The organism is Rickettsiella endosymbiont of Miltochrista miniata (assembly GCF_964031245.1).
Taxonomy (GTDB): domain Bacteria; phylum Pseudomonadota; class Gammaproteobacteria; order Diplorickettsiales; family Diplorickettsiaceae; genus Aquirickettsiella.
The window spans coordinates 944,170-958,584 of the sequence record NZ_OZ035017.1 but is presented as its reverse complement, the minus strand read 5'-3'; the positions used below and the strand labels follow the sequence as shown (position 1 = coordinate 958,584).

General features: G+C 39.3%; 13 protein-coding genes. 8 read left to right on the top strand and 5 right to left on the bottom strand.

The features are described from left to right. From nuoL to lysS, 8 genes are all read left to right on the top strand, one after another. Entirely contained in the window at positions 1-1,911 is a 1,911-nt protein-coding gene (gene nuoL / locus AAHH40_RS04370; RefSeq protein ID WP_342219474.1) for an NADH-quinone oxidoreductase subunit L, read from the top strand. 15 nt (positions 1,912-1,926) lie between these two features. Beyond that, positions 1,927-3,471 carry an NADH-quinone oxidoreductase subunit M gene (locus AAHH40_RS04365; RefSeq protein WP_342219473.1) on the top strand — a complete coding sequence of 515 codons (1,545 nt, stop codon included), beginning with the start codon at positions 1,927-1,929 and terminating at the stop codon, positions 3,469-3,471. Beyond that, on the top strand, positions 3,468-4,928 hold the full coding sequence (gene nuoN, locus AAHH40_RS04360) for an NADH-quinone oxidoreductase subunit NuoN (RefSeq protein ID WP_342219472.1): 1,461 nt from the start codon (positions 3,468-3,470) through the stop codon (positions 4,926-4,928). The genes AAHH40_RS04365 and nuoN overlap by 4 nt, the downstream gene beginning before the upstream one ends. Positions 4,929-4,943: 15 nt before the next feature. Then, positions 4,944-5,516: a BON domain-containing protein gene (locus AAHH40_RS04355; RefSeq protein WP_342219471.1), complete on the top strand. Its 573-nt coding sequence runs from the start codon at positions 4,944-4,946 to the stop codon at positions 5,514-5,516. A gap of 82 nt (positions 5,517-5,598) precedes the next feature. Then, complete coding sequence (locus AAHH40_RS04350) at positions 5,599-6,780, top strand: DesA family fatty acid desaturase (RefSeq protein ID WP_342220799.1); 1,182 nt, start codon at positions 5,599-5,601, stop codon at positions 6,778-6,780. A gap of 44 nt (positions 6,781-6,824) precedes the next feature. Continuing rightward, a complete protein-coding gene (locus tag AAHH40_RS04345; RefSeq protein WP_342219470.1) occupies positions 6,825-7,142 on the top strand; it encodes a hypothetical protein in 318 nt (105 codons plus the stop codon). Positions 7,143-7,178: 36 nt separating this feature from the next. Beyond that, positions 7,179-8,277 (top strand): peptide chain release factor 2 gene (gene prfB / locus AAHH40_RS04340; RefSeq protein WP_342219469.1). Its coding sequence is split into 2 segments (ribosomal slippage): positions 7,179-7,253 and positions 7,255-8,277, totalling 1,098 coding nucleotides; the frame shifts between segments, so codons are not numbered across the junction. 40 nt (positions 8,278-8,317) lie between these two features. Continuing rightward, on the top strand, positions 8,318-9,829 hold the full coding sequence (gene lysS, locus AAHH40_RS04335) for a lysine--tRNA ligase (RefSeq protein ID WP_342219468.1): 1,512 nt from the start codon (positions 8,318-8,320) through the stop codon (positions 9,827-9,829). Between the two features lie 48 nt (positions 9,830-9,877). On the opposite strand, the gene AAHH40_RS04330 is transcribed toward lysS, so the two are convergent. From AAHH40_RS04330 to AAHH40_RS04310, 5 genes are all read right to left on the bottom strand, one after another. Continuing rightward, positions 9,878-12,475, bottom strand: a complete 2,598-nt coding sequence (locus tag AAHH40_RS04330; RefSeq protein WP_342219467.1) for a hypothetical protein — start codon at positions 12,473-12,475, stop codon at positions 9,878-9,880. A 204-nt stretch (positions 12,476-12,679) separates the two neighbouring features. Further along, positions 12,680-12,832, bottom strand: a complete 153-nt coding sequence (gene rpmG, locus AAHH40_RS04325) for a 50S ribosomal protein L33 (RefSeq protein ID WP_339049490.1) — start codon at positions 12,830-12,832, stop codon at positions 12,680-12,682. Between the two features lie 15 nt (positions 12,833-12,847). Then, positions 12,848-13,084, bottom strand: a complete 237-nt coding sequence (gene rpmB / locus AAHH40_RS04320) for a 50S ribosomal protein L28 (RefSeq protein ID WP_342219466.1) — start codon at positions 13,082-13,084, stop codon at positions 12,848-12,850. Between the two features lie 77 nt (positions 13,085-13,161). Further along, entirely contained in the window at positions 13,162-13,836 is a 675-nt protein-coding gene (gene radC, locus AAHH40_RS04315; protein WP_342219465.1) for a RadC family protein, read from the bottom strand. A 91-nt stretch (positions 13,837-13,927) separates the two neighbouring features. Next, positions 13,928-14,392, bottom strand: coding sequence for an EVE domain-containing protein (locus AAHH40_RS04310; protein WP_342219464.1), 465 nt, complete (start codon positions 14,390-14,392; stop codon positions 13,928-13,930). Between the last annotated feature and the right edge of the window lie 23 nt (positions 14,393-14,415).

Below are 14,415 nucleotides of genomic sequence, written 5' to 3'. Positions count from 1 at the left end.
ATGAATCATTATCAGTTAATCAACCTCGCATTGGTATTGTGCCCTTTAGTGGGCGCCTTATTTGCCGGTTTAGGTGGTCAACGTGTGAGTGATCGCTTGGCCCATACGATCACTATTTTAGGTGTTGCTGTTTCATTCGCTTTATCACTGTATTTTGCTTACCAAATCTTTTTTTTACACGCGGGCGCTTATGACGGAAACCTTTATTTGTGGGATTTGACCGGTAAATTTCGCTTTAATATCGGTTTTTTAATTGATCCGTTAACCGTAGTGATGTTTCTTATCGTCACGTTTATTTCATTGATAGTGCATATTTATAGTGTTACCTACATGGCCGGCGATCCAGGTTATAAGCGTTTTTTTAGTTATATGTCAGCATTTACTTTTGCGATGTTGATGTTGGTGAGTGCGAATAATTTTCTGCAGTTATTTTTTGGCTGGGAAGCAGTGGGTTTGGTTTCATATTTGTTGATTGGTTTTTGGTTTAAGCGCGAAGCGGCGAATGCCGGAAGTTTAAAAGCTTTTCTGGTGAATCGTGTCGGCGATTTTGGGTTCTTTTTAGGCATTGCGCTATTATTTAATTATTTTGGTAGTTTAGATTATTACCAAGTTTTTCATGCTGCACCTGCATTGAAAGACGCCAGTATCAGTATTTTTCCACATACTTCTTATTCGGTTATTGCAGTCATTTGTTTTCTGTTATTTGTTGGCGCAATGGGAAAATCTGCACAGATACCGTTGCATGTTTGGTTGCCGGAATCCATGGAAGGTCCTACACCTATTTCAGCATTAATTCATGCGGCTACCATGGTTACCGCCGGTGTTTATTTAGTCGCACGTCTCTCGCCTTTATATGAATATGCACCGAGCGTGTTAAATCTTATTTTAATTTTAGGTGCGACCACCGCGTTATTTATGGGCTTAGTGGCGATCGTGCAAAACGATATTAAACGCATCATTGCTTATTCTACGCTTTCGCAACTGGGTTATATGATGGTTGGTTTGGGTGCTTCGGCGTATGCGGCAGGCATGTTTCACTTAGTGACACATGCTTTTTTCAAAGCATTATTATTTTTAGCGGCAGGCTCCGTCATCTTAAGCATGCATCATGAACAAGATATTCGTAAAATGGGCGGCTTAGCGAAAGTGATGCCGTTGACTTATGGTTGCTTTTTGGTCGGCGCCTTAGCATTGGCGGCAGTACCGCCTTTTTCAGGTTTTTATTCTAAGGATGCTATTATCGATGCAGTGCATGCATCGACTTTACCTGCCGCATCTTATGCCTATTATTGTGTGCTAATCGGTGCATGGGTCACCGCATTTTATATTTTTCGTGCCTTTTTCCTGGTGTTTCATAGCCAAGCGCGCATACCCGTCCAACATTATCAAAAAACCACGGCTATCGTTAAGTTCAGTTTAATTGTTTTAGCGATTCCTTCAGCGATAGCCGGGTTTTTATTAATGCCGCCTTTTTTAAATGTTCCGGGTTTACTTGCTGGTAGTCTGAGCGTGCTACCTAATCATCAGATGATGACCACTGAGCAAATATTAAGTACGGCAACTATTTTTTCTGTCCTAGGTATCGTGTTGGCGTGGTTTTGTTATTGTCAATTTCCTGCCATTCCTGCTTGGACACAAAAACATTTTGCGTGGTTGTATCGAGTTTTGGTGAATAAATATGGTTTTGATGAATTTAATCAGCGCGTATTTGCGAACGGTGGTCGGCGCTTAGCAAAATTATTTTTTAATGTTGATGCGAATGTACTCGATCAAAAACTGATTGATGGATCAGGAAGGCGTATTAGTTGGTTATCTAATATATTACGTCGTCTGCAATCGGGTTACATTTATCAATATGCGTTTATTATGGTGTTGGGAATCATTATTTTTTTATTGGTTTATTCCTTATAAATTTGTAGTATAAGAATGTTTTTAACTTTATTAGCTTTGTTCATACACAACCATTTATTAAGTTTACTTATTTGGTTGCCGGTATTAGGCGGTGTGCTGGCGGTGGCCGTTAATGGTGATCGTTATCCTCAGCGCGCGCGTGTGATTGCTTTAATCACTTCACTGATTACGTTACTATTGTGTGTACCGTTGTATTTGGATTTTAATCCTGCTCTTAGCAGTATGCAGTTTCAAGAAAATATTCCTTGGATAACGGTATACAATATTAATTACGCTTTAGGTGTCGATGGTATTTCTTTACCACTGATCATATTAACGGTGTTTACGACTTTACTGGTTATTTTAGCGGCTTGGCGTAGTATCACTCTGCGGGTTGCGCAATATATGGCGGCGTTTTTACTCATGCAAGGCATGATGATAGGAACATTCGCTGCGACCGATTCGATCTTATTTTATGTGTTTTGGGAAGCGATACTTATTCCTATGTATCTAAGTATCGGTGTGTGGGGTAGTGATAATCGTTCTTATGCATCGATAAAATTTTTCCTATATACCTTTTTCGGTTCGGCATTGATGTTGATTGCATTATTGTATCTCGGTGTGCATAACCCAGAGCATGATTTTTTGATTACGCATTTTTATCCGATAAAATTGACCATGCCGGTGCAAGTATGGATTTTTGTCGCTTTTTTAATTGCGTTTGCCGTAAAAATTCCAATGTGGCCATTACACACTTGGTTACCGGATGCGCATACCGAAGCACCCGCCGGTGGTTCAGTGGTGTTGGCGGCATTAATGTTAAAGCTAGGAGGCTATGGTTTTCTGCGCTTTACATTGCCAATCGTTCCAGACGCGAGTCGTTTACTAGATGGTTTTATGATAGCGCTGGCCTTGATTGCTATCGTTTATATTGGTTTGGTCGCCTTGGCACAAGTGGACATGAAACGTTTAATTGCTTACTCCTCGATTGCACATATGGGTTTTGTGGTGCTCGGTTGTTTTATGCTATTTGCCATCATGAAACATAGTCATAACACCTTAATGGCGTATATGAGTTTGGAAGGGGCGATGGTACAAATGATTTCTCATGCGTTTAGTTCAGGCGCGATGTTTTTAGCGGTGGGGATGTTGGCGTATCGTTTTCGCAGTCGTCAGATCAAAGATTATGGTGGGCTTGCCACCAGTATGCCTTTATTGGCGTCTTTTTTCATGTTGTTTGCTATGTCGAATGTCGGCTTACCAGGCACGTCCGGCTTTGTCGGCGAATTCATGATCATCCTCAGTGCCATGCAAGCCAGTTTTTGGATTACTACGATAGCCGCCACTACATTAATTCTCAGTGCGTCTTATACACTTTATATGTACAAGCGCGTATTTTTTGGTGAAATTACTAATCCCTTAGTGGCTGAAAGTAGTGATATCCATGGTTTTGAAAAACTGGTGTTTATTTTATTAACGGTGGCGATTCTTTTTATTGGTATTTATCCCGCTCCTTTGTTGACAATCATGCATGCTTCCATAGACTCAATTTTACATTGGAGTTTGCAAACTAAATTATGATGACATTACAACAATTACTTCAATTTCCTGCTACTCCTGAAATCGCTTTATTGTTGATGACATGTGTGATCTTGTTACTCGAATTATTTGTGGAGCAGAAATCCAGTTTACTTACCTATAGTGCGACGCAAGTAAGTCTCGTTATTACGCTAGCGTTAGTGATGCATCTGCAGCATGTACCCGCGCAATTTCTGTTTCATCAACATTTTACTTGGGATCTGGTTGCCTATTTTATTAAATTGTGCATTTTGATATTCAGTGTATTTGCCTTTGTTTATGCCCGTGATGCGATTAAACAGTTACATATGCATTCGGGTGAATATTATTTATTGGGTTTATTTTCAATACTGGGTATGTTGGTATTGACGTCGGCGAATAGTTTATTAAGTCTGTATCTGGGTTTAGAACTATTATCCTTTCCGCTGTATGCGATGGTGGCTTTACAACGTCAATCCAGTCAGGCAGCAGAAGCGGCGATGAAATATTTTATTTTAGGCGCATTGGCTTCAGGCTTATTCTTATATGGACTCTCATTATTATATGGTGCCACGCATTCTCTAATCTTGCCTACGATACATCAGGCTTTACTCGTGGGTGGGCAATCCCATGTGCTTTTGAGCACGGGGCTTATCTTTATCCTAGCGGGTACCGCATTTAAGATTGGGGCGGCACCTTTTCAACTTTGGGTTCCTGACGTCTATCAAGGTGCTCCCACGCCAGTTACTTTGTTTATCAGTGCGGCACCGAAGATAGCCGGTTTAGCACTGGCAATCCGGCTATTAGTCGATGCCATGCCTAGCTTATTCAGCTATTGGCAGCCCTTATTAGCGGTTATCGCTATTTTATCCTTCAGTTTGGGTAACCTAGTGGCTATCGTGCAAAGCAACTTAAAGCGTATGTTGGCTTATTCCGCCATAGCGCATATGGGCTATGGCTTACTTGGCTTAGTCGCCGGTACGGCGATGGGTTATGCCATGAGTCTGTTTTATATGTTGGCGTATGGCCTGATGGCCTTGGCCGCATTTGGCTTATTGGTGGTGATGAGTCAATCAGGACAGGTTGAGCACATTAGTGACTTAAGAGGACTGAATGCCCGTAATCCTTGGTTAGCGCTGATGATGTTGCTGGCGATGTTTTCTATGGCAGGAATTCCACCCACGATTGGCTTTTTTGCCAAATTAGGTATCTTGGAAGCCCTAATTTCAGCACATCTGCTCTGGATAGCCACATTGGCCATTATTTTTGCTATAATTGGCGCTTATTATTACATTAATGTCATAAAAGTGATGTATTTTGAGGAGCCTGCACCCACTACACCGTGCTTACTGGTAGCGCCCGATGCCTACCTTGCACTGAGTATTAATGCTATACTACTCCTCGTTCTAGGTTTATTTCCCAGTCAGTTAATTTGGCTGGCCAAGGCGGTTTTTTTTACCATTAACCATCCTGTTTATTAGAGGCTAGGAAACGAAATGAGAAAAATCTTTGTTATTTTAATCCTATCACTGGGGTTACAAGGTTGTCTGGCAGGCGCTTTTGTGGCGGGTAGTGCAACCACGGGTGGTTTAGTGACGGATCCGCGTCCTATTAATACGATTAAATCCGATGAGGAAATTAACTTTAGAATCAACAGAAAATTGGCGAATGATCCGGTGCTAAATGCCGAAACACATATCGCCGCGGTGAGTTATAATCAGGTGATCTTATTAACCGGTCAGGCCTATGATGAGGAATTAAAAGCGAAGGCAGAACACTATGCCCAAAGCATCCCGCAAGTCCGACGTGTATTTAATGAAATTGCCCTCGGCATCCCTACAACAGTCTATCGACGTGCCCAAGATGTGGGCATCACTTCAGCGGTTAAGACCAAGATGTTTGCGAGTAGAGAGCTTAAATCCAATAATTTTAAGATAGTCACTGAAAACGGTGTGGTGTATATATTAGGGATAGCGACACCGAAGCAAGCTGATTTAGCGGTATCGATAGCGAGAGAGTCTTCCGGTGTGAAAAAAGTGGTCAAGTTAATCGAATATAAACAAGAATAAGAATCAAATTTTATAAAAAAGCTTTTTGACTATACTAAGAGTGACTTAGGTTAGCATTAAAATACAAGAGGTTACTGTGGAAATACTATACGGTGTATTGAATTTATCATTTTGGGGTTATGTCATTGCCTTATTGATATTAACGCATATCACTATCGTGGGCGTGACGGTGTATTTGCACCGATCCCAGGCGCATCGTGCGTTAGAATTGCACCCCGCCATCTGTCATTTCTTCCGTTTCTGGATCTGGTTGACCACGGGTATGGAAACCAAAAAATGGGTTTCTATTCATCGTAAACATCATGCTAAGTGTGAAACCGATGAAGATCCGCATAGTCCACAAACCCGAGGTATTAAAAAAGTATTTTTTGAAGGTGCAGAGCTGTATCGTGCCGAAGCTAAAAATAAAGATACGATGGACAGATATGGTCAAGGGACGCCGGATGACTGGTTAGAACGACATGTTTACACCAAGCATAGCGCGGCGGGTATTGCACTGATGTTTGTTATTGACGTGGTTTTATTTGGTATTCCTGGAATTACTATCTGGGCTTTACAGATGGCCTGGATACCTTTTTTTGCCGCCGGTGTGGTGAATGGTATCGGTCATTATTGGGGTTATCGAAACTTTGAATGCCCGGATGCGGCGCGAAACATCATCCCTTTAGGTGCCTTTATTGGCGGTGAAGAATTGCATAATAATCACCATACCTTTCCAACCTCGGCTAAGTTTTCGGTGAAATGGTGGGAGTTTGATATGGGTTGGGTGTATATCCGCTTATTACAATTTTTAGGTTTATCTAAGGTTAAACGCGTATCACCTAAACTTGAGAATATCCCAGGTAAGTCACTTGTCGACGCAGATACCTTAGCGGCATTGATTACGAATCGTTTTCAAGTGTTGGCGCGTTATAGTCGCGAGGTATTATTACCGGTGTTACATGAAGAAAAACTAAAAGCCAATACCAGCAGTAAAGCCTTATTAAAGCGAGCCAAGGTCGCACTCATTCGTACCGAGTCTTTATTAAATGAAGAAGGTAAACAGCAGATCGCGGAAGTGATGGATAATCATCATATGTTGGCGCTAGTGTATCAGTATCGCCTTAAACTGCAGGCAATTTGGGGTCGTACCACCGCGACGCAACGCGAACTATTAGAAGCGTTACAAGAGTGGTGTAAACAAGCCGAAGCAACTGGCGTGCATGCATTACGAAAATTTGCGATTAGTTTAGCTGGATTTTCAACACAAAAAAAGTTAGGTTAAGTTACAATAAATAAGTTTATAAAAATAAAAACAGGATAGTGTTTATGAGCAATCCAATATTTTTTGATACGTTACAGTATGTTAAAAAACTTAGAGAAGCCGGTGTTGCAGAGAACGTTGCCGAAATTCAAGCCGAAGCATTTAAAGAAGTTATGGAAAATAATTTAGCATCTAAGCAAGACATCAAGGATTTGCGGCAAGATATGTTAGCTATGAAAAAAGATTTGACCCACGATATAGAAGGCTTATCAAGAAATATAGAGCTAGTTAAAAAAGATCTCACCATTCGATTAGGCGGCGTGATGGCGGTCGGAATAAGTATTCTTGGTGTGCTGACCACGATCTTAAATAGAGCGCATTAAAAAATAATTTTTCTTTAGTTCACATCGTTATTCTTTATGTTTGAAACGGCACCTATCATTCAAAAAATCAAAGAACTTGAAAACCGTAGTATGGAATTACGGAGGTACCTTTGACTATCCAACCAAACTTGAACAACTCCAAGAATTAGAACAAGAACTACAAGATCCCCACATTTGGAATCAACCTGAAAAAGCGCAACAATTAGGCAAACAACGTGCGCAGTTGCAGCAAATCGTTGACACCTTTCAGCAATTAGATAAGGGTCTTAGCGATATTAAAGATTTGCATGACTTGGCGATTAATGAAGGGGCTGAAGATCTATTAGCCACGCTGCCGCAAGAATTACAAACACTAGAAGCACGACTGGAACAACTCGAATTCAGACGGATGTTTCCACGCGAATTAGATAAAAATTCTGCGTATTTAGAAATCCAATCCGGTTCAGGTGGCACCGAAGCGCAAGATTGGGCAGAAATGTTATTACGTATGTATCTGCGTTGGGGAGAGCAAAATCATTTTAAAGTCGACTTAATCGAAGTGTCTGCCGGTGAAGTGGCAGGAATAAAAAGTGCAACGATTAAGTTTGAGGGTGAATATGCTTATGGTTGGTTACGTACCGAAACCGGCGTGCATCGTTTAGTTCGTTTATCTCCTTTCGATGCGAATAAACGTCGTCATACTTCATTCGCCGCCGTATTTGTGTCACCGGAAGTGGATGACACCATCGACATTGAAATTAACCCCGCCGATTTACGTATCGATACTTATCGCGCTAGTGGAGCGGGGGGGCAGCATGTCAATCGTACTGATTCAGCCGTGCGTATCACACATATGCCTAGCGGTGTAGTGGTGCAATCACAAAGCGATCGTTCACAACATAAAAACCGTGACCAAGCGATGAAGCAATTACGTGCAAAATTATATGAATTAGAATGTCGTAAACGTGCGGAAGAAAAACAAAGCCAAGAGTCTTTGAAACGCGATATCGGCTGGGGTAGCCAGATTCGATCTTACGTATTGGATGATGCGCGGATTAAAGATCTGCGTACCGGTGTGGAAACAGGTAATACGCAAGCAGTGTTAAACGGTCATCTTAATCCTTTTTTAATCGCTAGTTTAAAAGCAGGGTTATAGCTATACTTTTCGCAGTTGAATCAGTTTGGAAAAAATTAACATGAGCCATGAAAAAGAAACGACCACGAATAATGCTGAAGATTTATTTGCACTACGTCTTGCAAAATTAAACGAACTACGACACATCGGAGAGGCTTATCCGAATCATTTCCGCCGTGATAACTTGGCGGCTGATTTATATAGCCAATATGAACAAGCCAATACCGAACAATTAGAGCAAAAGCATTTGTCTGTCCGACTTGCTGGCCGGATTATGTTAAAACGCGATATGGGTAAAAGTTTATTTCTCGATATTCAAGATATGTCCGGAAAAATGCAGGTCTATGTTAAGCAAGACAACATCGGATTAGAAGATTTTGAAGCGGTTAAACGTTTGGACTTGGGCGATATTGTGGGTATTAAAGGGGTATTGTTTCGTACTAAAACCAAGCAACTTTCCGTTAAAGCAGAAAAAGTTTATTTACTAAGTAAATCCCTGCGGCCATTACCGGATAAATTTCATGGACTTTCAGAATCAGATAAGGAACAACGTTATCGACAACGCTATTTGGATCTGATGACCAACGAAAAAACTCGCAAAACATTTCAAATACGTTCGCAACTTATTAACAGAATCCGTCAGTTTTTAAACCAGCGGGGTTTTGTTGAAGTGGAAACCCCAATGATGCATGTGTTACCTGGTGGTGCTTTGGCCAGACCTTTCATCACACATCATAATGCCTTAGATATGGAATTATTTCTGCGTGTGGCGCCAGAGTTACATTTAAAACGCTTAGTCGTGGGTGGTATGGAAAAAGTTTTTGAGATTAATCGTAATTTTCGTAACGAGGGGCTTTCGACTCGACATAATCCTGAGTTCACGATGTTGGAGTTTTACCAAGCTTATGCCGATTATCACGATTTAATGGATTTAACTGAACAATTAATTCGCGAGTTAGCGCAAGCTATTTTGGCTACTGAACAATTGACCTATCAAGGCGAGACCTATGATTTGTCCCAGCCTTTTAAACGCCTCAGTGTGGTTAATGCCATACTCGAATATAATCCGCAATGGCAATTGCAACAGTTGACTGAGTTACCCTCTTTGCAAAAAATTGCCGCTGATCTAAAAATTCCAGTGAGTGAATCTATCGGACAATTGCAGTTTGCTGTGTTTGAAGAAGCCGTTGAGCAAAAATTAAAGCAACCCACCTTTATTACCGAGTACCCTATTGATGTGTCGCCTTTGGCCAGACGTAGTAATAAAGATCCACAGTTAGCGGATCGTTTTGAACTCTACATTGGAGGTCGGGAACTAGCGAATGGATTTTCTGAGTTAAATGATCCGGAAGATCAAGCAGCGCGTTTCAAACAGCAAAGTTTAGCTAAATCAGCGGGCGATTTAGAAGCAATGCCTTATGATGAAGAATATATACAAGCATTGGAATATGGTTTACCACCCACCGCAGGAGAGGGTATAGGTATCGATCGCTTAGCGATGTTATTCACTGATTCGGCATCGATCCGAGATGTTATTTTGTTTCCCTTGATGCGTCCGGAAATTAAGAATTAATAGCGGCAAGAATTACATTTAAGAGAGTAGTGTAATAAATACGAAAAATCATCCTTGTTGAGTGTATGCATTTTGATAGAAGGCAACGGTATCCTGCGAACGTCTGCACAAAAATCTAAAAAAAGTATTTTGTTTGGATTTCCGATTAAATTCATCTTTTACATCTAGAGCGGCACGAGCCCACCTATAATAGTCGTTTTGTTTATATGATTTTAGTTCATCTATCTTATCATTTAGAAAACACACCGCTTTAGGAACCCGTTTCTCTGCAATACGAGTTCTACTAAAAAATCCGAGATTCCAATGTTTCGCTAAACAATCCTGATGAAGTTTCAATAGATTTTGTTTTTTTCGTTCCAAAAAATATTTTTCGTAGAGTATTTCTTTCCATTCATAGAGCTTTATAGACTTTTCTGAGGAAGAATAAAAGATAATAGGCAAAACGATAGAAAATTTCTCTTTAATTTCATTTTGACGTGTAATAGCTAAGTTACGTGTTTCATCAGTATCCTGTCCTATCACAATGGCCAATAATGCATCTTTATTCAATTGCGCTAAAACTTCATTGGTTTGATCGGTTTCTTGGATTTTAATTATAAAGGCCTCTTCATCAATTTCATTGCGTCCTCTCATATAAGTTTGATAGTTTAATACAGTAGGTTTATTACCTATCCAACCATGGTTATAAGTCCCAGAATCTTGAGTGAGACGCGCTTTTATTTTACATTTTTCTTGATCAAATAAAAAACCTACTAAATTAGATGCGATATTATGACGTTCACCAAAAAGTAGCGTATTATTTAGTGAAGAAAGTAATGTTGTCGATGTTTTCTTGGTGTGTGTATATTCTTTATTCGGACATTTTTTTTTGATATATGTTACGATTTCTCCGCTTAGGTGAACAAATTTGTGTGTCGGATTAGCAATAGGTTTACGTAAATGCGCTCGATAATTTAAATTTTCTAATTGTTTGATAAATAATGGGTAATCTTTTGGTTTAATGACCTTAGCGAGCACTTTATTATTTGAAACAGAATTATCTATTTCTTTAAAAGCGTTAGGATAATTTGCTATCTGTTGTAGAATACCGTTCTCATAAAAAGGGGAAGTAGACCCCTGAAATAATCGATTAATTGACAGCAAATCCATTAACACAACCTGAGTAACAAGATCGTTGTTTTCCCGTAAATAGCGATAATGATTCCAAGATTTTACGCCTTTTTGCCAAATTTCATGGGCATTCATTTTGGTAAAATAAAAATTTTCTTCCTTTATCTCTATAGCTCTCAAAACAGCGGTTTCTTTTTCAGTTAATTCCGATTTTTTTCCTACATGGTCCTCAAATAAATGGATTAATTTTCCAGATAATATATTCCCTTTACCTTCAAAATAGTCATCTATACATTGGGTAAACAATAATTCTTGATTGGGGACTAGGGATTCAAGTCGTTTGTTTGAAATAAAAGTGACTAAGGAAATTACTGCGCTGACTATTACTCCTGCAGCCATTACCATCAAAATGGCACTCAGTAACAACGGGCATGAAAAAAAAAATCCCGATATCAAAAAATTTTCAATTAAATTTCCTTCCCTTATGCACGTAAGCGTAAGACAAAGAGTTAAACAAAGTATGCTTAATCCTAATACTAACCCTGGCAGAAATATTAATCCTATCGTTATTAACGCTATTCCCGCTATGGCTGTTATTGTTACGAACAGTGGTAATACAAAAGAATCGCGAAATTTATCAAAACTTACGATAAAATGTTCCCAAAAAAAACCAAGCTTTTCTATAACATTAAGCTTAGAAGATTCTATTTTATTTATTTTCTCTATTTCTTCTAACAATAGAGTACATACTTCAAAAGATTTTATTGGTAATGACCCTTTTAGCCAGGTTATTTTTTCTAAAAATGTAAAGTTTTCAAATAAATTTTTAATTGTTTCAAACTCTTTACTAGGGAGTTTAATACCGAAAGCTTCTGTTAAGTATTGTTTAATTAAGACTTCATCAATAATATAATCTTTATTTTTCCAAATGCACACTTGGCCGATAAAAGGCTTAAAAAAAGCATTGGCTTTCTTGAGTATCTCTGTCTCATCATCTTCAGGCATAAATAGGCATTGTGCCATTAACTGATCCAAAGAGTGAGAGGGGCTGCTCATACAAACCGCAGCAAATAAAAGTGCTTTTGCTGTACGTGCCTCGATACAACCAATATCTCGATCAAATTGCAATTGGCGAGCGAAAAGCTCTAGTTTCCCAAGCGCTTGCATCGCTTCAATAGCATTTTCGAACTGTTGAACTAAGTTTTCTAAGGCAGACTGAACATCCTCTTTAGTATGATAACTATTTAAGTGTATGCTCGTGTTATGAAAGTCTCGAATAACTCCTTTTGCTTTATCTGTTTCATACGTATAGAGTTGAGGATCGGATCGGTTTTCAACTGCATAACCAATAAACGCTAAGTTGATCTTAATAAATTTTAGGCAGTTAATGATTTTAATGGCATCTTTTTTAAAATGTGTAGATTCTGTAACATTTATCTCCATTGCGCTTACAAAATCAGTAAAATCATTGAGTGTTTTGAGCGAACGTTCGGATCGTTCAGATAATAGGGCAGGGTTATTTTTAGATGGAATCACAAAATTACTTATAGTTGATAATTAAAAGTAATTATATATTTAGATCCTTAAATTTTTCTTAACGTGAAAATTTCTACTCGCATGATTTAAGGAAAAGGACAAGACTATCAAACTAAATTTGATCTGAGGTTGCTCTACAAAATCGGCAACTATCAGATCAAATTTAATTAGATAAATAAGCGGTTTTAGATTGGCGGAAAAAAATTATTTAATCTTATCCTCTTCAAACATTTCGTGTTTGCGAGTGATAGGATCATATTTTTTAAATTTTAATTTATTCGGCGTGGCTTTCTTATTTTTACTGGTTGTATAGTAATAAGCGCTGGCCGTTGATTTTAACTTAATTTTATCACGCATGATGTGCTTTCCCGTTTAAACTTTTTCGCCGCGCTGACGTAGCGTAGCTAGTACTTTGTCGATACCTTGCTTCTCAATAGTACGCAAACCATCTGCAGTTATTTTTAATGTAACAAAGCGCTTTTCGGCAGCTACCCAAAGGCGACGCACATGCAAATTAATCTGAAAACGACGTTTAGTTTTTCGGTTAGAGTGAGATACATTGTGTCCCACCATGGGCTTTTTACCCGTTACCTGACAGACCCTAGCCATATATAATGTCCCCAATGCAGATTAGCTTCGAATATTGCCCGCTTTTATACCAAAAATGCGGCAAACTGTCAAAAGATTTACAACAGACCTTGAGTTGCAAAAGAGGTCATACAGCCTTCTCCGATAATGATATGGTCCAATAGGCGTACATCAATTGCTGATAAAATAGATTTAATTTCCTGTGTAATCCTTTTGTCTGCCTCACTCGGCTTAGCAATGCCGGAAGGGTGGTTGTGGGCCAAAATGACTGCCGCAGCATTATGTTGATAGACCTGCCGGACCAGCTCGCGAGGGTATACGGCTGCTTCGTTAATACTGCCATGAAACAGCTCTTTAAAATGAATAAAGCGGTGAGCGTTATCCAAAAATAAACAGCTAAAGACTTCATAAGGATAGGATCGCAACTTATGCGTTAAATATTGGTAAACATCGTGCGGATTTTCAAAGGTATTCCGTTGTTCGAGATTTTCTTGCAAACAGCGAGTTGCTAATTCTTTAGCGGCTTGAATCTGGACATATTTCGCTAGACCTAAACCCAGCGTCTTTGAAAACTGTTCTAAATTGGCTGCAACGATGTTCCGTAAGTTTCCAAATTGTAATAGGAGATCGCGACTAATATCTAGGGCAGTTTTTCCACGGACACCGGTACGAACGAATAGGGCCAACAATTCTGCGTCAGATAAGACAGCGGCACCTTGAGAGAGTAATTTTTCACGTGGACGTTCTTTTACAGGCCAATTGGTAATAGACATATTTTACTTTTCCCTAAGTAGATTATTATTGTGAGTAGAGATTATTATATTGAATACAGATGATTTTAAATAGAGGTCAAAAGCTTTAAGTTTATCGATTATGCTCTCGAGCCATAATATGCTGCCATTCAAATGCTGTCAGCGGCATGACCGATAATCGATTGCCTTTTTGTAATAAACGCATTCCTTTTAGCGCCGCTTGGCTTTTTAAATCTTCTAAAGAAATAATCGATTTAAAAATGCGTATTAATTGTACATCCACGCTAACCCAACGAGGCTTACTCACTGTGCTTTTAGGATCATAATGATGATCACCGACTTGCAAGGCGGTTTTATCCGGATAAGCAGAATTAACTATTTTGATCATGCCAACGATACCCGGCGTAGGACAACTTGAATGATAAAAAAAAGCCAGATCACCTTTTCTCATCGCTTGAAGAAAATTTCGCGCTTGATAGTTTCGTACACCATCCCAGGGTTCTGTTTGATGAGAGCGCTTGGCTAGATCCTGGATGCTAAAACAGGTGGGTTCAGATTTCATCAACCAATAGTTCACTTAATTTTTCCTTTTATTGAATC